Annotated in this window: 20 protein-coding genes; 17 read left to right on the top strand and 3 right to left on the bottom strand. The window is 62.5% G+C overall.

Annotation, left to right across the window (positions count from 1 at the left end; genetic code table 11):
* The first annotated feature begins 46 nt into the window (after nt 1–46).
* The 11 genes from U5805_RS23190 (at nt 47) to U5805_RS23140 (ending at nt 8,944) form a co-directional block, all read left to right on the top strand.
* Nucleotides 47–640 carry a tail assembly protein gene (locus U5805_RS23190; protein WP_322105899.1) on the top strand — a complete coding sequence of 198 codons (594 nt, stop codon included), beginning with the start codon at nt 47–49 and terminating at the stop codon, nt 638–640.
* Nucleotides 637–4,041 carry a phage tail protein gene (locus U5805_RS23185; RefSeq protein WP_322105845.1) on the top strand — a complete coding sequence of 1,135 codons (3,405 nt, stop codon included), beginning with the start codon at nt 637–639 and terminating at the stop codon, nt 4,039–4,041. Before U5805_RS23190 ends, U5805_RS23185 begins: the two co-directional genes overlap by 4 nt.
* Entirely contained in the window at nt 4,038–4,349 is a 312-nt protein-coding gene (locus U5805_RS23180) for a hypothetical protein (protein WP_322105844.1), read from the top strand. Before U5805_RS23185 ends, U5805_RS23180 begins: the two co-directional genes overlap by 4 nt.
* A complete protein-coding gene (locus U5805_RS23175; RefSeq protein WP_322105843.1) occupies nt 4,349–5,107 on the top strand; it encodes a hypothetical protein in 759 nt (252 codons plus the stop codon). Before U5805_RS23180 ends, U5805_RS23175 begins: the two co-directional genes overlap by 1 nt.
* A 14-nt stretch (nt 5,108–5,121) precedes the next feature.
* On the top strand, nt 5,122–5,436 hold the full coding sequence (locus U5805_RS23170) for a hypothetical protein (protein ID WP_322105842.1): 315 nt from the start codon (nt 5,122–5,124) through the stop codon (nt 5,434–5,436).
* An 83-nt stretch (nt 5,437–5,519) separates the two neighbouring features.
* Nucleotides 5,520–5,807 carry a holin gene (locus U5805_RS23165; RefSeq protein ID WP_322105841.1) on the top strand — a complete coding sequence of 96 codons (288 nt, stop codon included), beginning with the start codon at nt 5,520–5,522 and terminating at the stop codon, nt 5,805–5,807.
* A gap of 4 nt (nt 5,808–5,811) precedes the next feature.
* Nucleotides 5,812–6,318: a glycoside hydrolase family 104 protein gene (locus tag U5805_RS23160; protein ID WP_322105840.1), complete on the top strand. Its 507-nt coding sequence runs from the start codon at nt 5,812–5,814 to the stop codon at nt 6,316–6,318.
* Nucleotides 6,319–6,369: 51 nt separating this feature from the next.
* Nucleotides 6,370–6,723: a hypothetical protein gene (locus U5805_RS23155; protein WP_322105839.1), complete on the top strand. Its 354-nt coding sequence runs from the start codon at nt 6,370–6,372 to the stop codon at nt 6,721–6,723.
* Between the two features lie 69 nt (nt 6,724–6,792).
* Nucleotides 6,793–7,254: a hypothetical protein gene (locus U5805_RS23150; RefSeq protein WP_322105838.1), complete on the top strand. Its 462-nt coding sequence runs from the start codon at nt 6,793–6,795 to the stop codon at nt 7,252–7,254.
* Nucleotides 7,254–7,967 (top strand): hypothetical protein, encoded by a 714-nt coding sequence (locus tag U5805_RS23145; protein ID WP_322105837.1) that lies wholly within the window; start codon nt 7,254–7,256, stop codon nt 7,965–7,967. The genes U5805_RS23150 and U5805_RS23145 overlap by 1 nt, the downstream gene beginning before the upstream one ends.
* Nucleotides 7,968–8,071: 104 nt before the next feature.
* On the top strand, nt 8,072–8,944 hold the full coding sequence (locus tag U5805_RS23140) for a hypothetical protein (RefSeq protein WP_322105836.1): 873 nt from the start codon (nt 8,072–8,074) through the stop codon (nt 8,942–8,944).
* Nucleotide 8,945: 1 nt separating this feature from the next.
* On the opposite strand, the gene U5805_RS23135 is transcribed toward U5805_RS23140, so the two are convergent.
* Complete coding sequence (locus tag U5805_RS23135) at nt 8,946–9,263, bottom strand: hypothetical protein (protein WP_322105835.1); 318 nt, start codon at nt 9,261–9,263, stop codon at nt 8,946–8,948.
* 325 nt (nt 9,264–9,588) lie between these two features.
* Here U5805_RS23135 and U5805_RS23130 point away from each other — a divergent pair, with 325 nt between their 5' ends.
* A complete protein-coding gene (locus tag U5805_RS23130; protein ID WP_322105834.1) occupies nt 9,589–10,998 on the top strand; it encodes a hypothetical protein in 1,410 nt (469 codons plus the stop codon).
* A 641-nt stretch (nt 10,999–11,639) separates the two neighbouring features.
* On the opposite strand, the gene U5805_RS23125 is transcribed toward U5805_RS23130, so the two are convergent.
* Nucleotides 11,640–11,822, bottom strand: a complete 183-nt coding sequence (locus tag U5805_RS23125) for a rubredoxin (protein ID WP_322105833.1) — start codon at nt 11,820–11,822, stop codon at nt 11,640–11,642.
* A 292-nt stretch (nt 11,823–12,114) separates the two neighbouring features.
* Here U5805_RS23125 and U5805_RS23120 point away from each other — a divergent pair, with 292 nt between their 5' ends.
* The 4 genes from U5805_RS23120 to U5805_RS23105 all read left to right on the top strand — a co-directional run bounded on the left by U5805_RS23120 (nt 12,115) and on the right by U5805_RS23105 (nt 19,412).
* Entirely contained in the window at nt 12,115–14,043 is a 1,929-nt protein-coding gene (locus tag U5805_RS23120; protein WP_322105832.1) for an ATP-binding cassette domain-containing protein, read from the top strand.
* A 392-nt stretch (nt 14,044–14,435) separates the two neighbouring features.
* Nucleotides 14,436–16,427, top strand: coding sequence for a DNA topoisomerase IV subunit B (locus tag U5805_RS23115; RefSeq protein WP_322105831.1), 1,992 nt, complete (start codon nt 14,436–14,438; stop codon nt 16,425–16,427).
* A gap of 47 nt (nt 16,428–16,474) precedes the next feature.
* The gene (gene parC, locus U5805_RS23110) at nt 16,475–18,790 is read left to right on the top strand and encodes a DNA topoisomerase IV subunit A (protein ID WP_322105830.1); all 2,316 of its coding nucleotides are present in this window, start codon (nt 16,475–16,477) and stop codon (nt 18,788–18,790) included.
* A 163-nt stretch (nt 18,791–18,953) separates the two neighbouring features.
* Nucleotides 18,954–19,412, top strand: coding sequence for a CopD family protein (locus tag U5805_RS23105; protein WP_322105829.1), 459 nt, complete (start codon nt 18,954–18,956; stop codon nt 19,410–19,412).
* Nucleotides 19,413–19,471: 59 nt separating this feature from the next.
* Here U5805_RS23105 and U5805_RS23100 read toward each other — a convergent pair whose 3' ends face one another.
* A complete protein-coding gene (locus U5805_RS23100; RefSeq protein WP_322105828.1) occupies nt 19,472–20,422 on the bottom strand; it encodes a LysR family transcriptional regulator in 951 nt (316 codons plus the stop codon).
* A gap of 134 nt (nt 20,423–20,556) precedes the next feature.
* On the opposite strand from U5805_RS23100, the gene U5805_RS23095 reads away from it, so the two are divergent.
* Complete coding sequence (locus tag U5805_RS23095) at nt 20,557–21,876, top strand: MFS transporter (RefSeq protein WP_322105827.1); 1,320 nt, start codon at nt 20,557–20,559, stop codon at nt 21,874–21,876.
* Nucleotides 21,877–21,889 lie beyond the last annotated feature (13 nt).

Raw genomic sequence — 21,889 nt, 5'->3', positions numbered from 1 at the left:
GCAACTTTGAGCCCGCCATGTGCGGGCTTTTTTTATGCCCAAAACCATGAGCGAAAAACTCCGAACGATCAGGCTGTATGGAAAGCTCGGCACGCGGTTTGGCCGCGTGCATCGGCTCGCCGTGTCGAGCACGGCCGAGGCGGTCAGGGCGCTGTCCGTGCTGTTGCCGGGCTTCCAGCGTGAGCTGACGAGCAGCAAGGATCGGGGTATCACATATGCGGTGTTCCTCGGGCGGCGCAATATCGACGAGGCGTCATTCCAGTATCCGGTCGGTGACGACGATATCCGTATCGCGCCGATCATCCAGGGTTCCAAAAGCGGCGGTCTGTTTTCGACGATCCTCGGCGCCGCGATCGTCGCGGTCTCGGCCGTCGGCAGCTACTTCGCGCCGGGTAACCCCCTCAGCATGTTCGGCTACAAGCTGGGAGCCGCTCTTGTGCTCGGCGGAGTAACGCAGTTGCTTTCGCCGCAGCAGAAGGGGCTCGCCACGAGTGATGGCCCCGACAACGGCGCCTCTTACAACTTCAACGGACCCGTCAACACGACGGCGCAGGGCAATCCCGTGCCGGTCCTGTACGGCCGCATGATTGTTGGGTCTGCCGTTATCTCGGCGGGCATTTACGCAGAGGATCAGCTATGAGGGATATCTTCGGCGCGAAGGGCGAGGCGAGTGGCGGCGCAGCGGCGTCCGAATCGCCCGACAGCCTTCATAGCATCGCCTACGCGAAGGTGGTCGATCTCGTTTCCGCCGGTGAAATTCAGGGGCTGGCCAACGGCCTCCAGTCGGTCTATCTCAACGGCACGCCGATCCAGAATCCCGACGGATCAGAGAATTTCACCGGCTATACGATCGACTGGCGTTGGGGAACGCAGGACCAGACCTATCTCTCGGGCTTCCCTTCGGTCGAAAACGAGCATGCCGTCGGCGTCGAGGTGAAGGATACACAACCGTGGACGCAGGTGATTACCGACCTGACGCTTTCTGCCGTTCGTGTTCTTTTCGCTGTCCCTTCATTGCAACAGAGCGATCCGAACAAAGGGATCATCGGTTATCGCGTTGAATATGCGATTGATCTCGATACGGATGGCGGCGGCTTCAAACAGGTGCTTACGGGGGCATTCGACGGCAAGGCGTCGTCGGAATACGAGCGGAGCATTCGCATCGAACTGCCGCCCGCGACGTCGGAGTGGACCGTGCGCGTTCGCCGCACGACGCCGAACGCAAATAGCAGCCTGATCTCCGATACGGTCAACATCGAGTCGTACACGGAAATCGTCGACGCAAAGTTGCGCTATCCCATGAGCGCGGTGATCGGCCTCCAGATCGATGCTTCGCAGTTCCAGTCGGTGCCGACGCGCTCGTTCGATCTGTACGGCCGCATCATCAAGGTGCCGTCGAATTACGATCCGATCGCGCGAACATACTCGGGCGCTTGGGACGGCACGTTCAAGCTCGCGTGGACAAACAATCCGGCGTGGGTGTTCTATGACCTGGTGTTGAATGACCGTTATGGCCTCGGGCAGCGCATCAACGCCTCGCAGATCGACAAGTGGGGACTGTATGCGATCGCGCAGTATTGTGACGTCATGGTGGCCGACGGCAAGGGTGGTCAGGAGCCCCGCTTTACCTGCAACCTGTATCTCCAGACAACAGCCGATGCGTATCAGGTCTTGCAGGACATCGCAGGTATTTTCCGGGGCATGGCTTATTGGGCGAACAGTCAGGTTTTCGCCGTCGCCGATATGCCGGGCGACTCGGATTACACGTACACGGCCGCGAACGTCGTGGGCGGTCAGTTCAAGTACGTCGGCAGTCCGCGAAGCAAGCGTTTCACAGTTGCTTTGGTCTCGTGGAACGATCCGTCCGATCAGTACAAACAGAAGGTCGAGCCGGTTTCCGATGACGAAGGGATCGCGCGTTACGGCGTCCTTCAGACATCCGTAACCGCTTTCGGCTGCACGTCGCAAGGTCAGGCGCAGCGTGTTGGCCGCTGGTTGCTGCTCACCTCCCGGCTCGAAACGGAAACGCTCACCCATCAGGTTGGCCTCGACGGCACGCTGGTGATGCCCGGCAAGGTGTTCGACGTTGCTGATCCAAAGCGCGCGGGCGTTCGCAACGCGGGGCGTATCCGTGCCGTGAACGGTCGCACGGTAACGCTCGACAAGGCGCCCGTGGTCAACGTCGGGGATTCGCTGAAGCTCATCCTGCCGGCGGGCACGTCCGAAAGGCATACGGTGCAGTCGGTCGACGGCGATAACGTCACGGTGGTCGACGACATCCTCACGCCGCCGGTAGCGCAGTCAATCTGGCTGATCGAGAGCGCCGATGTCGTCGCCCAGAAGTTCCGGTGCCTTTCTGTTTCGGAACAGGACGGCATCGTGTTCGAGATCACGTCGACGCAGCATGTGCCGGAAAAGTTCGACGCGATCGACAACGGCACGCGGATCGACCCAAAGCCGATTTCGGTTATCCCGCCGTCCGTGCAACCGCCGCCGGCCAATGTGCGGCTGTCGACGTACAGCATCATCGATCAGGGTATCGCCCGCACGGTGATGACCATTGCATGGGATGCAGCCGACAAGGCCGTTGCCTATACGGTCCAGTGGCGAAAGGATAACGGGGAATGGGTAACGGTCCCCCAGACGGGTTCGCTGAGCGTCGACGTCGTCGGCATCTACGCGGGGGCATACGTGGCCACAGTGCGCGCCGTAGGGCCTACAGGCGTCGTCTCGTTGCCGGCTTCCTCGGTGCAAACGCAGTTGCAGGGCAAGACGACGCCGCCGCCGGCCGTGACGAAGCTGGTCACGACGTCGCTCGTGTTCGCCATCCAGCTCGACTGGGGTTTCCCCGATGGGGCGGACGACACCGGCCGCACCGAAATCTGGTACAGCAGGACGCCGAGCAGGGATGACGCGCAGAAGTTCTCGGACTTTGCTTACCCGCAGAGCACCACGACGTATCAGGGGCTTGCGGGCGCCCAGACGTTCTTTTTCTGGGCGCGGCTCGTCGATCGCTCCGGCAATATCGGTCCGTGGTATCCCGATGGCGCGGGCGTGCAGGGTGAGAGCAGCAGCGACGCGACGCCGATCCTGCAAATGCTGGTCGGTGAGATCACGAAGACGCAGCTCGGTGAGGACCTTCTGGCACCGATCAACGCCATCCCCGATCTGCAAAAGGGCGTAAGCGACAACGCCGCCGCTATTGCAGAAGAAACGACGGCCCGCAGCGATGCCGTTTCCGCGCTTGCTGAGCGTATTGACAGCGTTGAGGCGCAGGTCGTTATCCCGGCTATGGCGGGTGACAACGGTAGCTATGCGGGCGACACGACGGTGTATGCCGGCGTGTGGTCCGAGCAATCCGCGCGCGCCGAAGCCGACATGGCGAACGCGACGCGGATCGATACCGTCGAAGCGCAGTACGCCACGGCCACGGCCTCGCTCACTGCCCAGGTGCGCACGGAATCCCAGACACGCGCCGATGCCGATAGTGCGAATGCCCAGCAGATCACGACCGTGCAGGCCAGCGTCGTCAACGTGCAAACGGGACTTACGCAGACGGCCGCGGCCGTCGAGACCAATGCCCAGTCGTATGCCGATCTGAATGGCCGGGTGAATGCGCAGTACACCATCAAGACTCAGGTGACGACCGGTGGGCGCACATACATCGCCGGTATCGGTGTCGGGATCGACAACAGCAGCGGGGTGGTCGAGTCTCAGGTGCTGGTGTCCGCGCAGCGCTTCGCAATTCTTGATGCTTCGGGTTCGGCCGTCTCGTCGCCGTTCGTGGTGCAGGGCGGCCAGGTGTTTCTCGCGCAGGCGCTAATTGGCGTGGGATGGATCACCAGCGCAATGATCGGCAGCTACATCCAGAGTGACAACTATGTGGCGGGCGTGAGCGGGTGGCGGCTCGACAAGACCGGATCGTTTGAAATCAACGGTAGCGACGGTGCGGGCAACCGGCTCCAGATCACCAATAACGGTGGGGTGGGCTGGGACGTGAACGGCCAGTTGCGATATCAATTTGGGTTCTGGACAACATGAACGTTGGCTTTCGTGCGTGGGACGCGAACGGTACGCTGATATTCGATCTCAGCTATCGACTCGCGCGCATCATTGATTCCCGGAAACTGGACGGCACCGGAGGGAGCCTAGTCGACGACAGGCTCACACAGGGCGGATGGGTTGCCTTTCAGCCTGACTTCAGTTGTGGCGATGGTTATCTGTCGGGCGGTGTGATCGTCCCGCAGTTCTCGATAAGCGGGAATGTCCTGTCATGGTCTTACGCTGCGAAGAATAGCGCGCAGTACGACATCTACCAGACCGGAACCTTGTTTTATGGAGCGAGCTGATGCAGCAAGTTGGTTTTCGTGCCTGGACGAACACCGGGCTTGTTCAGGTGGACGGTGGTGCGACTTCGAACTATGCGCTGCGTCAGCAGTTCTCGGTGACAACCAGCTCGGGCAGCATCAATGCCCGACGTTCGAATGCCGGTGTCCAGTACACGTTTTCCGCCAACGTGGCGAATTTCACGGTGACGGGCAGCCTCCCGCTGGTAACGCTGTATAGCCCGAACGCGTATGCAACGATCACGAAGTGCAGGGCAAATGGCAACGGCGGGTGGGACGTTCAGGTCTGGACCAATGTTCCGGCAACGTTGACGGTGTATGTGTTCGATCTGTCTGCTGCCTCGTCGCCATCCGGGCCGGGCTTCGGCTTCCGTGGTTTTAACGCGAGCGGCCAGCTGACCTTCGATGCCCGTCAGCGGATCGCTCGCGTGCTCGATCAGCAGAACGGCAACATCATGAACGCTGGCCCCGGCTGGGGGCAGTGGAATCAGGTGGATCTGCGCACCTACTCGTGGAGCTATCCTGGCCCGAGCAAGGTGGGTGTGGCGGCGATCGGCACAGCGTATTACCCGGAGGCGGTCGGCGGCGGGGTCAGCAGTACCGGCTGGTACAACATCAGCGGATTACAGACATCCGGTAATGCCGTCAATTTTCAGTACGCCTATAACCAGGTCGGTAGCGTTTCGCATCCCTCCAACAACGTGGGATTTGGGTCGCAATTCGACTGGCGATTCATGGTGGTCGATTTAAGTGGCATTTAACAGGAGGGTATGCAATGCCGATCAAGAAGGATTACGAAACGCCGGCAACCGGTGCAATCGCGGGTTATCACGTTGCGCAGATGGTCACGCTTGATGCGATTTCGAGTGTGACGTCGGTCGGGCTTTATTCGTATCTGAGCGCCGATGCCTGCGCCGCGAAGAAAGCGCCGATGTACACGCAGCAGATCGGAATCGCCGGTCTCCCGCCTTCGGGGACGGACGCATTTGCGTTCGCCGAGCAGCAGCTCGTGACGGCGGCGGAAAGCGACGATCTCGCCAGACTGAATCCGTCGCGTTATGCGTTTGCGGGTGGATCGGTCGTCACCTGATCGTGCAGCGCGAGAAACCAAAGCCGCCTTCGGGCGGCTTTTTATTGGCCGCAACACGCGGCCATTTTTGTTACGGGGGATGGATGCAGGAACATGAAAAAAAGTTTCTGGAGCTGGTCGTGTTGGGTGCGTTGATCGGGATCGCAAAGTTACTTGTGAGCAGCGAACGGCTGACGTTCCGGCTGATTCTCGGGCGCGCAGTTCTCGGCTCGGCAACGTCGATGATCGCGGGCGTGGTGCTGCTCCAGATTCCCGACCTCGATCCGCTCGCGTTGCTCGGCATCGGCAGCGCGCTCGGCATCGTGGGTTCGCAGTACATCGAGCTGCTGCTGCGGCGCCGTGCGAAAGCCGTGATCGGCGAGGGGAGGTAAGCGCATGCCGCGAATTTCAGTCGCGGAGGCAGGTGGCCTCAATATCGTCGCGTTTCTCAGCGTCATCACGCGCAGCGAGCTTGGGGACGGGCTGATTGCAGTGAGCGACGGCGGATACAACGTGCTGGTCGGCTCGACGCCGAAGGCGCCGCGTCTGTTCGCCAGTTATACGGACCATCCGTTGCCGAACCCGCCGGGCCTTCAGTACCAGCCCGGCAAATACTCGACGGCGGCCGGGGCGCACCAGATTCTCTCGAAGTACTGGCCGTTCTACAAACGCTCACTCGCCCTGCCGGATTTTTCGCCCGTCTCGCAGGATCGTTATGCGATCCAGCAGATTCGCGAGTGTCGTGCGATTCCGATGCTACAGGCCGGCAACTTCGCCGGCGCGGTTGCCGCCTGCAATCACGTATGGGCGAGCTTTACCGGTTCGAAGTGGGGGCAGCACACGAATCCGCTCGAGCTGCTTCAGCGGTATTTCGTGGAGGCGGGCGGCATTGTACGCCCGTAACGTTAGTTCAACCGGCCGCCATCGTGCGGCCGTTTTTCATTGGGAGACCGTATGTCCGTCAAAAGCAAAATCTTTGTGGCCGCGCTCGCGGCATTGTTCGTCGTGCTGCTGCTGATCCTGTGGGGCGTGTTCGTGTTTCTGGGGCGCACGCCTATCGATCCGCTCATCAACCAGATCACGGCGCTGATCACGATCGTGGTTGGCCTTGTGTCGGCATTCTTCGGACATCAGGCTCGTTCCAGCGCTGTCGCCGCGCAGGGTGCCGATGCTGCTGTTCCTTCGGCTGCGCCGACGGTGCCGACGTTGGCTGCGCCGGCAGCTCCGCCGGCTGTCCCGCCGGGCACGTATCCGTCGCCGTTCCCGCCGACGCAACCGGGACCCGTTCCGGGAGCGGCGTTCCAGTAATACCCCGCTGCTGATTCAACGCTGTCCGTTTCCGCCGCGCTCGCGGCTTTCTCATCAAGGAAAAAATCTATGAAACGCATGCTGCTCATCGCGGCAGGCTTCGTCCTGTCCGCCGCATTCCTCGCTGGTTGCAAGACCGCTCCGACGGCACAGCAACTTTTCATCCAGGCATGTCCGGTCGTGAACGCCGACCTCGAATTCGTTGCGGCCTCGCCGCTGCTCACGCCCGATCAGCAGGACACGCTCAACAAGCAGATCATTCCGAAAAACAAGGCGTTCTGCGCGGCCGGCGCCCAACTCAACCTGGCCGACCTCAAGGCGTTCCACGACAGCCTGCTGCCGGCGGCCATCACCATCGTGGAGGCCGTACCGGCGATTCCAAACCAGCAGGCGATCCTCCTGGTGTTGCGGGGCTTCGGGCCGCTCGTGCAGCAGCTGGTCGATCAGGTCATCACGACCGTCGGTGGCGCGGCTGATAGCGCGGCCTCGGCGCCGGCCGTGGCGGCCGCACCTGCGGCGGCGGGTCAGTGATGGACCTCGCGGCAATCCTTGCTGCGGCCCGGCGGGCGAATGCCGCCTACGTCATCAACCCCGCGCAGTCGCGCGGTGCCTTCGAGGCGCTTGGCTATTCGTGGATCGGACAGTTTCGCGATGGCGACAGCCAGGCGGTGCTGTCCCGATCGGCGGCCGGCGTTTTCCTCTCGATCAGCGGAACGCGTTTCAGCGCGGTCAAGCTTGGCGATCTGTTCGACGATATGGACGTGCGGCCGGTCGACCTTGGCGACGGGGTGCAGGTGACGCGCGGCGCGTTCGACGGGTGCGGCGATATCTGGGCGTGGGCGAAAGCGCAGGTTCCGCGCGGCACGGTATTCAACGTCGAGGGCCACTCGCTGGGCGGTTGGCGCACGTCGTACACGCCACTGTTCCTGCCATCGGAGCAGATCGGATCGCTCCATGCCTTCGAGCCGCCGAAGGGCGCGAATGGCGCGTATTACGAGCGCTACGCCGTTGCGCTGTCATCGCTTGTGATCGTCGGTCACGGCAAGGATGCGTGGTTCGGGTATCCGCGCCTTGACGGCCGCTGGATGCATCGGCCTGGCGAGATGCTGCATTTGCTGGACGAGGGCTATCAGGTGATCGATACGGGGGCGTGGCCCGGCGGCCTTGACCTCGGCGATCACTCGATGGATCTCGTCGTCAGCCGTCTCGCGGCGCTCGTCGAAAAGCCGCTCGAAGCTGCTTGATGGTTGCTGGTGCAACCTGTTTGTTAAACAGACGTAAGTCTGTGTAATATCCTGGAGCGGTCGAGGGCCGCTCCAGAACAACACCTAACCGGGGCACAACAAGAATGAAGAAACGACTGACACTGGCGCTTCTTTTGGCAGCGGGATTGACGGCGTGTGGCGGGGGAGGCGGGGGAGGCGGCGATGGTGGCGGACAGCCGGCGGCGAAGGCGCTGACGATCTCGATGTACGGCAAGCCGATCGTCTCCAGCTCGTCGACCACTGTGTCGCACGCACAATTCAGTCTGATCTCGGCCGCCGTTGCGGCTGACGCACCGAGCGCCGCATCGGATGCACAGACGACGGTCAAGTCGCTGACCGATGCGCTGGCCGAGCGCGGAGTCACGGCCAGCATCACGCCACAGGTGATCGACGGTACGGCGTTGCATCAGATCGTGACAACGCAGTACAACGGCAAGCCGCCGACGCCGGATCAGTTCAGGACGGACCCGAGCGAATGGCTGATCGTCAACTTCCAGCTCGATGACATGGTGACGCCATCAACCGATCCGAAGCAGCAGGCCGCAATGAAGCAGTTTGCAGCCGATCTGATTGTATTTTCGCAATGGGCGGCCGTTGCGGGCAAAGCGGTTTTTGTGGTCAATCCGATTGAGACCTGTGACACACGGTATTCCGCCTCGGCCGGGCTGCGCATCGCGATCATTGACGCATTTACGAGTGGAGCGCCGCTGCATTTCACCGGCAACGTCCCGCTTTCGATAGGCTTCGATCTCAACGACAAGCCGAGCGCTGCGTCGGGGCAGGATCTCTCGCACCTTGGGTCCGATTGCCGCACGCCGGATGCATACCTGCAAAACGCGCAGCTCGACTCCATCGCTGACGATGTGGCTCTGGCCTACAAGCAGTCGAGCACGCCGACGCCGGCCAGTGAGACGGCGGCAGCGTCGGCGCCCGCCGCCGCGTCGGCAACGCAGTAACCTACTCGTCCCGGCCACGCTTCTTTCTCGTCTCGCGCGGCCGGTTCCACGGGCTTTTCTCAACCTTCGCCTGTTGTCGCGGCGTTGATTCGTCTGTCAGGCAGGGCTCCGCGTCCAGCTCGCGATTAAAACACTCCCATACCGTAAGCGGCACGCCGCTGTAGTTATGCCTGATGTACGTGCGGATTTGATGCGCGCGGCGGATGGTTGCACGAAGGCGATGGATTTCCCACAGTAGATCAAGCACAACAGGATCGGGCTGTCGTTCGTCCCAGATTTCGGCGAGACGCCGTGCAGTCAGTGGGGGGCGGCGCGGCATGGCGGCTCCTAAAAACACTGTGTAAACGTACAGTATTTTTAGGAGCACGCCTAGGATCTCATCAGTCGGGAATCGACCCTAAAATCAGAAGACAAGGCGCCCGTTGGCATGTTGCGAGCATGCTGACGGGCGCTTTTCTGCTGACATGAGTGTGCCACCGCACGGACCGGAGCAAATTGTCGTTCGAGAAGTCCCGGCATCTTCTAGACTGCGCAAAAAAGGTATTTCGAACACGATGTGAAAAACTCGAGGCGGTGGGGAAATTGCGCGCGGTTTCTCAATCTGCTACCGGCGGTCCAGCTTATTTCCGACAACGGATGTATCTATGCTAGCGATCTGGACTCTGCAGGATGAAGCTGCTACCGCGGCCTTTTGCGACACACATGCACAGCAGTCTGGCGAGCGACTCAATCCATCCAACGTTAAGCTATATTTTTCGGAAACCTGCCCTTACCCAGAATTCGATTTCGCACGAATTGAGATTACACCCCATATATTGACGCGTGCTGGGCGACGTAGTCAGATCAGTAGTCGTTGCGTATCGTACGGATTGTTAAGAAAGCCCCTCATTGCGGGTGGGCACGCGATAATACCATTTCAAAATAACAGTGAAAGTCTATATCACGTTAACGGAATTCTTCAATTCCGCGTTAGCGAAACAAATATATTGTCTTACATCACTCTATACGGGCATATTGTTAGTAATCCGCCTTTTTATTTTATTTCTCGAACCAATCAAGTATCCGAGCTTTGCGCTCGATTGAACGATTCGGACCGTAATCGCGTGTTCAACTCGATTGAAGCTCTATTTAAAGTTGATGAAAAAGGATCTCTCGATATTCCAGTGAAAAAAGCAGAGTATTTTCTTCTCGGGAATACTCTTAGCATTCTTTTGCCATGCTTGCATGCCGGCACCCTATATACGGCAACAGTCAAAATGGCGGCCAACGGCATGCCCGATATGGTAAGTGATAATCCATTGCAGGTTGAGGGTCTCTTTGATGATGAACCGAATTTTAACTATTATGTGTTGGACAAAAGTGAGAAGTTGACGAAAGAGATTGATGCATACGCGCGAAAGTCCATTCGTGCTAGTAATATTACTATTCGGACTCTGCATCTCGATTCACTCCTGAATATGTGGATTTTACCTCTTTTTGCGTTTCACCTATTCGTAATATTGGCGCTTGGATTGGAAGGCAATGCAGTCTTCGATTACTTTGAGCGGATTAGGCAATCCACACTTTTAACGATATCCGCGTTTTTTATCGGAATAATCGGTACAGCCATATCAATATTTCGTTATGTTTTTTTGGAGCTGACCAATTTTCTTAGAAAATTGGTTCCGAGCGTTTGGTCTTACCTCGCGGCAGGAATTGAGCAGCAATCTAAAAACGCATTAGCGACTTTGGGCTATCCAGCTTTCTTCGTGATTAATGCACTTGAGCATTCATTTAAAATACTGATGAACTTGTCACTACTGGTCTATGGAGTCGACGTAGTATTCAAAGTGTCCAAGCCAATTCTCAATTTTGGGCAATCGATCTCTATCGTCCTCGCAAATATACCTCTTGTCGGCGCGCTCATCCAAAAGGTTTTATTTCATACGCCTTTTCAGGTTGTTTTACTTCCCACTCCGATTTCGCACGCGGTTGCATGGTTTGTCGGGTTTCTCTTCTCCACGGTATTCGTCGGTCTTTTAACTCGTCTTTTTCTTTTGACACGCGATTCTTAAAATTCCATTGACGCTCTTCAACAATGCGCTTCCGGGTGAGAAACGTACATGCGTGGGTCGGCAAGAGACCGCCGCGTACGGAGGTACACAATACGTACCCGACCACTGAACGATTCGGCTTACCAATGAAGGTCCGTTCTCTTTGCATAATAGACGTTTCATTGTCAATTCGGATCCGCTCGTGAACGGCCACAGTTGGCCGTTTGTCGCCGGACGAATCTGAGGAGCCGGGTGGGGCTTCAAAACAACCCGCTGAGATGCCGGGACGATTTTTTTGCCTGCTACAGCTTTGCTACAGCAAGCTAGCAGGGCTTTGTCTGATGGGGATTCTGCTTGTCATTCCACCCCCTGAACTACAGGGAGCACGAGGCAAAAAGGCGAACACCCGCTCCGCAGCTTGCCATGTTCCCAAGTGACCCGTCATGGCGCGGAGCCGTCGCGAGGCGCTCGAAGGCGTTTCCCGACGCAGGGCCAAGAGTATAGCAAAGCCGTTCAGAGGCGAAAACGCCGCGGCGGCACGCTTTTGCATCGCACGCGCGCCGCGAATCATCGGATCGAAAGCGGATTGGCGCAGCGAGCCCGGCGCGCGCGTGCGAAGCGCGACGCCGGCGCCCCGGAAACCGCCGGCGCCCCGGAAAACCTCAGAACTCCACGACGGCGAATTCCGCCTTGTCCACGTCGCACAGCGGGCAGCGCCAGTTCTCGGGAATTTCGGCGAAGCGCGTGCCGGCCGGAATGCCTTCGTCGGGCAAACCTTCTTCCTCGTTGTAGATCCAGCCGCAGATCAGGCAGACCCAGCTCTTGTATTCGATTACTTCGCTCACAGCGCGTCCTTCGTTTGGTCGATTCGGTGCAGCGTCCGCCGCTATCTGGCCCTTTTCGGCGCGGTTTTATGCGCGTCGAGGCCACGGCGAACGACCCGCGATGTTACCGGAAAACCGCGCCCGCGCCGCCGCGCGCGCGAGCCGATGACGCGGGCATGAAGGACGCCGGAAGGACGCGGGGAAGGTTGCAGGAAGGTTGCAGGAAGCGCGAGCGCATTCGCGGGCGCCGGTTCCGCCCGGCGCGCCCGGCTACAATGTGCGATTCGGTCCACGCACGCACGTCTTTCCACTCATGTCGCTTTACACCATCACCGGGGCGCAACTCGCGTTCGGCCACGTCGCGCTGCTCGATCACGCCGACTTTTCGCTCGAAGCCGGCGAGCGCGTCGGGCTGATCGGCCGTAACGGCGCGGGCAAGTCGTCGCTGCTGACGATCGTCGCCGATCTCGCCAAACCCGACGACGGCCTCGTCACGCGCCAGCAGCATTTATCGACCGTCTACGTGCCGCAGGAGCCCGAGTTCGACACGAACGACACGGTGTTCGACGCGGTCGCCTCCGGCCTTGCCGAAGTGCGCGCGCTGCTCGACGAATACGACGCCGTCGCGCACCAACTCGCGGACACGCCCGAAGGCGCCGGACACGACGCGCTGCTCGCGCGCATGAACACGCTGCAATCGTCGCTCGATACCGCCGATGCCTGGAACTGGCGCACGCGCGTGGCCACGACGCTCGCGCAGATCGGACTCGAAGGCGAAGCGCGCGTGGGCGCGCTTTCGGGCGGCATGCAAAAGCGCGTGGCGCTCGCTCGCGCGCTCGTACTGCAACCCGACGTGCTGCTGCTCGACGAGCCGACCAACCACCTCGACTTCGACGGCATTCGCTGGCTCGAGGAACTGCTGGTTTCGCAGCGTTCGAGCCTCCTTTTCATCACCCACGACCGCGCGTTCCTCGACCGCGTGGCCACGCGCATCGTCGAACTCGATCGCGGCAAGCTGCTCTCCTATCCGGGCAACTTCACGCAGTATCAGGAGCGCAAGGCGCAGCAGCTCGAAGTGGAGCGCGTGGAAAACGAGAAGTTCGACAAGCTGCTCGCGCAGGAAGAAGTGTGGATTCGCAAAGGCGTGGAAGCGCGCCGCACGCGCAGCGTCGGGCGCATCGCGCGGCTCGTGCAGATGCGCAACGACCGCGCCGAACGCCGCAACGTGCAGGGCAACGTGAAGCTCGACGTGGCGCAGGGCGAGAAGTCCGGCAAGATCGTCGCGGAACTCACCGACGTCGTGAAGCGCTATGCGGGCCGCACGATCGTCGACCGCTTCTCGGGCACGGTCATGCGCGGCGACAAGATCGGCTTCGTCGGGCCGAACGGCGCGGGCAAGACCACGCTGCTCAAGCTGATTCTGGGCGAACTGAAGCCCGACGAAGGCACGGTGCGCGTCGGCACGAATCTCCAGGTCGCGTACTTCGACCAGATGCGCGCGCAGCTCGACCTCGAAAAGAGTCTTGCCGATACGATCAGCCCCGGCAGCGACTGGGTGGAGATCAACGGCACGAAGAAGCACGTGATGAGCTATCTCGGCGACTTCCTGTTCGCGCCCGAGCGCGCGCGTTCGCCGGTGAAATCGCTGTCGGGCGGCGAGCGCAACCGGCTGCTGCTCGCGCGTTTGTTCGCGCGGCCCGCGAACGTGCTGGTGCTCGACGAGCCGACCAACGACCTCGACATTCCCACGCTCGAATTGCTCGAGGAACTGCTGGCCGATTACGACGGCACGGTGCTGCTGGTGTCGCACGATCGCGCGTTCCTCGACAACGTGGTGACTTCGGTGATCGCCTCCGAAGGCGAGGGCAAGTGGCGCGAATACGTGGGCGGCTTCACCGACTGGCAGACGCAGAGCGCGCGCGCGCAGGAGATCGCCGAGGCGCGCGCGCCGAAGGAAGCCGCGAGCGCCCCCGCCGCGCCGAAAGACAGCGCCGCCGGCCGCAACGCGCAGCGAAGCGTGAAGCTTTCGTTCAAGGAGCAGCGCGAACTGGACGAACTGCCCAGGCGCATCGAAGCGCTGGAAACGGAGCAAAAGACGATCGGCGCGCAGCTCGAGGACGGTTCGATCTTCGCGAAGGACGCGCAGGAGGGCACGCGCCTCACGGCGCGTTACGCGGCCATCGACGAGGAATTGATGGCCGCGCTGGAGCGGTGGGAGGAGCTGGAAGGCAAGCGCAAGTGAGCGCGGGCGGCCGCGCGTGAGCGTGGCCGTTGTTTGGCGCATGTCAGGCGCCGAAGCCGCTTTCCGGCTCGGGCGAGCCGCGTTGGCTCGCAGCGCCGCCGCCTCGGTCATGGCTGCGGCCGATCGAGATCGCGGCGTTCCCGCTCTGTCGTTGCGGGCGCAAGCGCGGCCAAACCCCCGTGCAAATTGCCCCGCGAGCCCAAATCAGTACAATACCTCGCGAATCCGACCGACAGCGCGACCGGCTGCTCACTTGCGGCGCGCCGCGCCATCGCGTTGCGCAGCCGGTTCATCTCGTTGTTTCGTTTCGCTTTTTTTGAACACTCAACGCGTTGTCCACGCAGATGTCCACACAAGTTGTGGATAAGCGCGGACGACCCTTGCGGACCACCATGTCTACGAAGAAGTCAAACGCTGCGAACGCTGGCTACAGCGAAGCGTCGATCAAGGTGCTCAAGGGCCTCGAGCCCGTCCGGCAGCGGCCGGGCATGTACACGCGCACCGAGAATCCGCTGCACATTTTTCAGGAAGTCATCGACAACGCTTCGGACGAGGCGCTCGGCGGCTACGGCAAACGCATCACCGTGACGCTGCACGCGGACCAGTCCGTCTCCGTGGAGGACGACGGCCGCGGCATTCCGTTCGGCCTGCATCCCGAAGAGAAAGTGCCCGTCGTCGAGATCGTGTTCACGCGGCTGCACGCGGGCGGCAAGTTCGACAAGGCCGCCGGCGGCGCCTACACGTTCTCGGGCGGTCTGCACGGCGTGGGCGTGTCGGTCACGAACGCGCTTTCGAAGCGGCTGGACGTGACCGTCTGGCGCGATGGCAAGGTGGCCGAACTCGGTTTTGCCGACGGCGACGTCGTGAAGCCGCTCACCACGCGCAGCGCCGCGCGCGACGAGAAAAAGAACGGCACGCGCGTGCGCGCCTGGGCCGATCCGAAGTATTTCGATTCCGCGAACCTGCCGCTCGGCGAATTGCAGCGGCTGCTGCGCTCGAAGGCGGTGTTGCTGCCGGGCGTCGAAGTCGAGCTGATCAACGAGAAAACCGGCGAGCGTCTCGCGTGGAAGTACGAAGACGGCCTGCGCGGCTATCTGCTCGAAGGCATGGGCGGCGCCGATCTGCTGATCCCGCTGTTCGAAGGCGAGCGTTACGCCGACGCGCGCACGACCGACGACACCTTCGCCGAAGGCGAGGGCGCCGCATGGGTGGTCGCCTGGAGCGAGGAAGGGCCGCTCACGCGCGAGTCCTACGTCAACCTGATTCCCACGCCCGCGGGCGGCACGCACGAAAGCGGCCTGCGCGACGGTCTCTTCCAGGCCGTGAAGAGTTTCGTCGAGCTGCACAATCTGCAACCGAAGGGCGTGAAGCTCTTGCCCGAGGACGTGTTCGCGCGCGTCTCGTTCGTGCTGTCGGCGAAGGTGCTCGATCCGCAGTTCCAGGGGCAGATCAAGGAGCGCCTGAACAGCCGCGACGCCGTGAAGCTCGTCTCGTCGTTCGCGCGTCCCGCGCTCGAACTGTGGCTCAACCAGCACGTCGAGCACGGCAAGAAGCTCGCCGACCTCGTCATCAAGCAGGCGCAAGCGCGCACGCGCGCGGGCCAGAAGGTCGAGAAGCGCAAGAGTTCCGGCGTGGCCGTGCTGCCCGGCAAGCTCACGGATTGCGAATCCACCGATCTCGCGCGCAACGAACTCTTTCTCGTCGAGGGCGACTCGGCGGGCGGCTCCGCGAAAATGGGCCGCGACAAGGAATACCAGGCCATCCTGCCGTTGCGCGGCAAGGTGCTCAACACGTGGGAAACCGAGCGCGACCGCCTCTTCGCCAACAACGAAGTACACGACATTTCGGTGGCGATCGGCGTCGATCCGCACAGCCCCGACGAGAGCGTCGATCTCTCGAACCTGCGCTACGGCAAGATCTGCATTCTGTCCGACGCCGACGTGGACGGCTCGCACATCCAGGTGCTGCTGCTCACGTTGTTCTTCAAGCATTTCCCGCAACTGATCGAGCGCGGCCACGTGTGCGTGGCGCGTCCGCCGCTCTACCGCGTGGATGCGCCCGCGCGCGGCAAGAAGCCCGCGCAGAAGCTCTACGCGCTCGACGACGGCGAACTCGAGGCGATCCTCGACAAGCTGCGCAAGGACGGCGTGCGCGAGACGCAATGGTCGATCAGCCGCTTCAAGGGCCTGGGCGAAATGAGCGCCGAGCAGCTCTGGGACACGACGATGAACCCCGACACGCGGCGCCTTTCGCCGGTCGCGCTCGGCGAACTCGACTACGAGTCCACCGTCGCGCGCATGACCATGCTGATGGGCAAGGGCGAAGCCGCTTCGCGCCGCTCGTGGCTCGAAGAGAAGGGCAACGAAGTCGAAGCGGACATCTGATCCGCGCGCTCGCACGCCACCCCACACGATTACGGACCGATTGAAACATGGACGATCTTTTTGCTGATGTGACTGCCGCCCCCGCTGGCGACACGCTCACGCTCGGCCACTACGCGGAACGCGCGTATCTCGACTACGCCGTGAGCGTGGTCAAGAGCCGCGCGCTGCCCGACGTTTGCGACGGCCAGAAGCCGGTGCAGCGCCGCATTCTCTACGCGATGAACGAGATGGGTCTCGGCGACAACGCCAAGCCCGTGAAGTCGGCGCGCGTGGTCGGCGACGTGCTCGGCAAATATCACCCGCACGGCGACCAATCCGCGTACGACGCGCTCGTGCGCCTCGCGCAGGACTTTTCGATGCGCTATCCGCTCATCGACGGTCAGGGCAATTTCGGCTCGCGCGACGGCGACGGCGCGGCGGCCATGCGTTACACCGAAGCGCGCTTGACGCCGCTCGCCAAGCTCCTGCTCGACGAAATCGACATGGGCACCGTCGACTTCATGCCGAACTACGATGGCGCGTTCCAGGAGCCGAAGCAGTTGCCCGCGCGCCTGCCGATGCTGCTGCTCAACGGCGCGTCGGGCATCGCGGTCGGCATGGCGACGGAAATTCCCTCGCACAACCTGCGCGAAGTGGCGAGCGCGGCCGTGGCGATGATTCGCAATCCGAAGCTTACGTACGCCGAAATCATGGAGCGCCTGCCGGGGCCGGATTTCCCCGGTGGCGGCCAGATCATTTCGAGCGAAGCCGAAATCGCGGCGGCGTACGAAACCGGCCGCGGCAGCCTCAAGGTGCGCGCGCGCTGGAAGATCGAGGATCTCGCGCGCGGGCAGTGGCAGCTCGTCGTGACCGAATTGCCGCCGAACACCTCCGGCCAGAAGGTGCTCGAAGAGATCGAGGAACTCACCAACCCGAAGCTCAAGCTCGGCAAGAAAACGCTCACGCCCGAGCAGTTGCAAAGCAAGCAGACCATGCTGGGCCTGCTCGACGCCGTGCGCGACGAGTCGGGCAAGGACGCGCCCGTGCGCCTCGTGTTCGAGCCGAAGACGAGCCGCATCGATCAGGGCGAATTCGTCAACGTGCTGCTCGCCAATACGAGCCTCGAATCGAACGCGTCGCTCAATCTCGTGATGATCGGCGCGGACGGCCGGCCGCGCCAGAAGGGCATCGGCGAGATTCTGGGCGAGTGGATCGGCTTTCGCTTCGCCACCGTCACGCGCCGCACGCGCCATCGCCTGACCAAGGTCGACGACCGCATCCACATCCTCGAAGGGCGGATGATCGTCTTCCTCAATATCGACGAGGTGATCCGCATCATTCGCGAGTCGGACGAGCCGAAGGCCGCGCTGATGAGCGCGTTCGGCCTCTCCGAGCGCCAGGCCGAGGACATCCTCGAAATCCGTTTGCGCCAGTTGGCGCGGCTCGAAAAGATCAAGATCGAGAAGGAACTCGCGGAACTGCGCGAGGAAAAGGCCAGGCTGGAGGAACTGCTCGCGAACGAGTCGTCGATGAAGCGGCTCATCGTGAAGGAAATCGAAGCCGACGCGAAGCAATACGGCGACGACCGCCGCACGCTGATCCAGCAGGAAAAGCGCGCGATCTTCGAAGCGCGCGTGGTGGACGAGCCCGTCACGGTGGTGGTGTCGCAAAAGGGCTGGGTGCGCGCGTTGAAGGGCCACGGCCTCGACAGCCAGGGCTTCACGTTCAAGGCCGGCGACGGCCTTTACGCGGCGTTCCAGTGCCGCACGCCCGACACGCTCATCGCGTGGGGCAGCAAGGGCCGCGTCTATTCGGTGGCGGTCGCGCAATTGCCGGGCGGCCGCGGCGACGGCGTGCCGGTCACTTCGCTCATCGAACTCGAAGCGGGCACGCATCTGCTGCATTACTTCGCGGCGAGCGCGGACCAGGCGCTGCTGCTCGCGTCGAGCAACGGCTTCGGCTTCATCGCGAGGATCGGCGACATGGTGAGCCGCGTGAAGGCCGGCAAGGCGTTCATGACGATCGACGAAGGCAGCGTGCCGCTCGCGCCCATGCCGATGCTGCCCGATGCGCTGCAAGTGGCGTGTCTGTCGTCGGGCGGGCGTTTGCTCGTGTTCGGCCTCGACGAGATGAAGACGCTTTCGGGCGGCGGGCGCGGCGTCACGCTGATGCAGCTCGAAGACAACGAAACGCTCGTGCAGGCGCTCGCGATCAACGCGGCGGGCGTGGTGCTCGTGGGCACGATACGCGGCGGCAAGCCCGGCGAGGACAAGCTCGCGGGCCCGGTGCTTGCGCCGCAGACCGGCAAGCGCGCGCGCAAGGGCCGCGTGCCGGACTCGCGGCTCAAGACGATCGCGGGCATGCGTCCGGTGCTGGCGCAGTAACGCGCCGCGCGAAACCGCGCCGCCGGAACGCGACGCTAGAAACGCGCCGCTGAAAGGGCGTCGCTCACAAGCTCAGGTCCGGCGCGAATCGCGGCACGGCATGAAATAATGCCGCGCACGACGGTTCGCGCCCGAACCGCTTTATCTACGAGGATATTCCAGCATGGGTCACGCGATCGAAATCGCGCTTTTTCTGCATCTGCTTGCCGTGGCCGTCTGGGTGGGCGGCATGGTGTTCGCGCACTTCTGCCTGCGCCCCGCGCTCGAGGATCTTTCGCCGCAATTGCGCCTGCCGCTCATCGAGTCCGTGTTCAGCCGCTTCTTCAACTGGGTGGGCGCGTCGATCATCGTGATTCTGCTCACGGGCGGCTTTCTGCTGATGCAGTTCGGCGGCGCTCACGCCACGTGGCAACTGCACGCCATGGCCGGCCTGGGCGTCATCATGATGCTGATCTTCGGCCACATCCGCTTTGCCGTGTTCGCGCGCATCCGCCGCGCGGTGCAGGCGCAAAAGTGGCCCGACGGCGCGCGCGCCGTGGGCACGATGCGCCGTCTCGTCGTCATCAATCTCGTGCTGGGCATCGTGACCATCGGCGTCGCGGCGCTCGCGCGCGGGTTCTGATTCGCGCTGCCCCCGCGCGCGCCCCAGGTTGCCTGCGCAACCTTCGGCGCGCGCTGTTCTCATAAACGCTCGGCGAGCGCGTGACGCTGCATGCAGCGCTCCATCGCGTCGAAGAACGCCGCTTCGGCCGCGTTGCGTTTTCTCTCCCGATGCCAGAGCAGGTGGATGTCCACGTCCACGAGCCCTTCCTCCGGCGGCAGCCGCCACAAGCGCTGCCGCGCCAGGTCGTCGCGCACCGTATGTTCGGGCAGGCAGCCGATGCCGTAGCCCGCGTAAATGAGCCGCCGCACTTCGTCCAGACTCGGTGACGACGCCACGATCCGGCCCGTGAAGCCGCGCTGATCGCGAAACACCGCGAGCGGCGAAAGACTGTCGCCGATCTGGTCGCTCGTGAACGAGACGAAATTTTCGGCGAGCAGGTCTTCCATCGTCAGTTGCGACAAACCGAACAGCCGGTGATGCCGCCCGCAGAAGATCGCGTAGCGCTGACGCAGGAAGCAGCGCATCTCGAGCTTGTCGACGGGCGTGCGGCACAGGCTCAAGCCCGCCGTGGCCGTTTTCTGTTGCAGCGACGAGATGATGTCCGACGAGCGCATCACCTCGATCTGCAAGTCGACGCGCGGGTACGCCACATGAAACTCCGCGAGAAATTCGTCGTACACCCGCGACTCGATGCGGCTCACCGTGAGCAGGCGGATCGAGCCGGTCACGTCGGCGGTGGGTTCGTCGAGCCCGGTTTCCAGCTGCGAAATCGTCCCGTAGATGTCGCTCGCGATGCGGTACACCTCTTCGCCCGCCGGTGTGGGCACGAACAGCGCGCCGCGCCGTTCGATCAGCTTGCGGCCGAGCGATTCCTCCAGCCGCCGGAGCGCCTGGCTCACGGCGGGCTGCGTGACGTAGAGGCGCGCGGCGGCGCGGCTCAGGCTGCGCTCCTGCATGATCGCGAGGAAGGTGCGCAGCAGGTTCCAGTCGAGACGGTCGTTGAGAAAGCGGGTGGCGTCGGCGCGCATGGTGTTGATCGGCTAAGGTATTAGTTAAATTTATGCGCAGAATAATAACGCGAAATTTGACTAATGTTTTCTGGCTGGCGATAAAGCTTGCGAGCCGGTTGCGCAATCGGGCGCATCGGAAGGAGACCTGACCCATGACAACACCGCACACCGCCGCCGCACGGCAGCCGGTGCGCGCCGCCGCCGCGGCGTTCATCGGCACCATGATCGAGTGGTACGACTTCTACATCTACGCCACGGCCGCCGCGCTCGTGTTCGGCGAGCTGTACTTTCCTTCCGACGACCGTTTCGTCAGCACCATGGCCTCGTTCGCGACCTTCGCCGTGGGCTTCTTCGCGCGGCCGCTGGGGGGCCTGATCTTCGGCCATCTCGGCGACCGCATCGGCCGCAAGAAAGCGCTCATGACCACGCTGATGATGATGGGCGTCGCCACGGTCTGCGTCGGCCTGCTGCCCTCGTACGCGAGCTTCGGCATGCTCGCGCCGGTGCTGCTCGTGCTGCTGCGCGTGGTGCAGGGCATCGCCGTGGGCGGCGAGTGGGGCGGCGCGGTGCTGATGGCGGGCGAGCACGCGCCCGAGGGCCGCCGCACGTTCTTCGCCTCGTTCGCGCAACTGGGCTCGCCCGCGGGCCTGATTCTTTCGCTGCTCGCGTTCCGCTCGGTCACGTCGCTCGACAAGGCCGACTTTCTCTCGTGGGGCTGGCGCCTGCCGTTTCTCGTTTCGGCGCTGCTGCTCGTGGTCGGCATCGTGATTCGCCTCGGCGTGAACGAGTCGCCCGAGTTCGAGCGCCTCAAGGACCAGCGCCGCACGGTCAAGCTGCCGATCGCCGAAGTGTTCCGCTCGGCGCGGGGGCTCGTGCTGCTGTGCATCGGCGCGAACACCATCGGCATCGCGGGCGTCTACTTCACCAACACGTTCATGATCGCGTACACCACGCAGTACGTCGGCATCACGCGTTCGCTGATTCTCGACTGCCTGTTCGTGGTCGCGATCATCCAGTTCCTCGCGCAGCCGCTTGCCGCGTGGCTCGCCGAGCGCATGGGCGGCGCGCGCTTTCTCAAATGCGCGGCCGTTGCGGCAATGCTGTCGCCGTACCCGATGTTCATGCTCGTGCAAAGCGGCAAGGTCGTGCCGATGGTGATCGGCATCGCCATCGCCGTGATCTGCATGGCGAGCTTCTATTCGGTGATCGCGGGCTTCGTTTCGGGCGTGTTTCCCACGCGCGTGCGCTATTCGGCGATCTCGCTCGCCTATCAGGTGTGCGGCGCGATCGCGGGCGGCTTGACGCCGCTCGTCGGCACGTGGCTCGCGCATCGCCACGCCGGCCAATGGTGGCCGCTCGCGGTGTTCTACACGGGCCTCGCGGGCGTCTCGCTCGTGTGCATCGTCGCGCTCGACGCGCGCCGTCATCTGCACGCGCACGACGATGCCGCGCCCCAGGCGGTTCGCACCTGAACGAGCGCCGGAT

This window comes from Paraburkholderia sp. J41 (assembly GCF_905220235.1).
Lineage (GTDB): Bacteria > Pseudomonadota > Gammaproteobacteria > Burkholderiales > Burkholderiaceae > Paraburkholderia.
Note: the sequence above shows the minus strand (reverse complement) of the source record. Positions and strands in the feature narration are given on the sequence as shown.

Coding starts and splice junctions, on each gene's coding strand:
- U5805_RS23190 (WP_322105899.1), top strand. CDS start 47: ATGAGCGAAAAACTCCGAACGATCAGGCTGTATGGAAAGCTCGGCACG.
- U5805_RS23185 (WP_322105845.1), top strand. CDS start 637: ATGAGGGATATCTTCGGCGCGAAGGGCGAGGCGAGTGGCGGCGCAGCG.
- U5805_RS23180 (WP_322105844.1), top strand. CDS start 4,038: ATGAACGTTGGCTTTCGTGCGTGGGACGCGAACGGTACGCTGATATTC.
- U5805_RS23175 (WP_322105843.1), top strand. CDS start 4,349: ATGCAGCAAGTTGGTTTTCGTGCCTGGACGAACACCGGGCTTGTTCAG.
- U5805_RS23170 (WP_322105842.1), top strand. CDS start 5,122: ATGCCGATCAAGAAGGATTACGAAACGCCGGCAACCGGTGCAATCGCG.
- U5805_RS23165 (WP_322105841.1), top strand. CDS start 5,520: ATGCAGGAACATGAAAAAAAGTTTCTGGAGCTGGTCGTGTTGGGTGCG.
- U5805_RS23160 (WP_322105840.1), top strand. CDS start 5,812: ATGCCGCGAATTTCAGTCGCGGAGGCAGGTGGCCTCAATATCGTCGCG.
- U5805_RS23155 (WP_322105839.1), top strand. CDS start 6,370: ATGTCCGTCAAAAGCAAAATCTTTGTGGCCGCGCTCGCGGCATTGTTC.
- U5805_RS23150 (WP_322105838.1), top strand. CDS start 6,793: ATGAAACGCATGCTGCTCATCGCGGCAGGCTTCGTCCTGTCCGCCGCA.
- U5805_RS23145 (WP_322105837.1), top strand. CDS start 7,254: ATGGACCTCGCGGCAATCCTTGCTGCGGCCCGGCGGGCGAATGCCGCC.
- U5805_RS23140 (WP_322105836.1), top strand. CDS start 8,072: ATGAAGAAACGACTGACACTGGCGCTTCTTTTGGCAGCGGGATTGACG.
- U5805_RS23135 (WP_322105835.1), bottom strand. CDS start 9,263: ATGCCGCGCCGCCCCCCACTGACTGCACGGCGTCTCGCCGAAATCTGG.
- U5805_RS23130 (WP_322105834.1), top strand. CDS start 9,589: ATGCTAGCGATCTGGACTCTGCAGGATGAAGCTGCTACCGCGGCCTTT.
- U5805_RS23120 (WP_322105832.1), top strand. CDS start 12,115: ATGTCGCTTTACACCATCACCGGGGCGCAACTCGCGTTCGGCCACGTC.
- U5805_RS23115 (WP_322105831.1), top strand. CDS start 14,436: ATGTCTACGAAGAAGTCAAACGCTGCGAACGCTGGCTACAGCGAAGCG.
- parC (WP_322105830.1), top strand. CDS start 16,475: ATGGACGATCTTTTTGCTGATGTGACTGCCGCCCCCGCTGGCGACACG.
- U5805_RS23105 (WP_322105829.1), top strand. CDS start 18,954: ATGGGTCACGCGATCGAAATCGCGCTTTTTCTGCATCTGCTTGCCGTG.
- U5805_RS23100 (WP_322105828.1), bottom strand. CDS start 20,422: ATGCGCGCCGACGCCACCCGCTTTCTCAACGACCGTCTCGACTGGAAC.
- U5805_RS23095 (WP_322105827.1), top strand. CDS start 20,557: ATGACAACACCGCACACCGCCGCCGCACGGCAGCCGGTGCGCGCCGCC.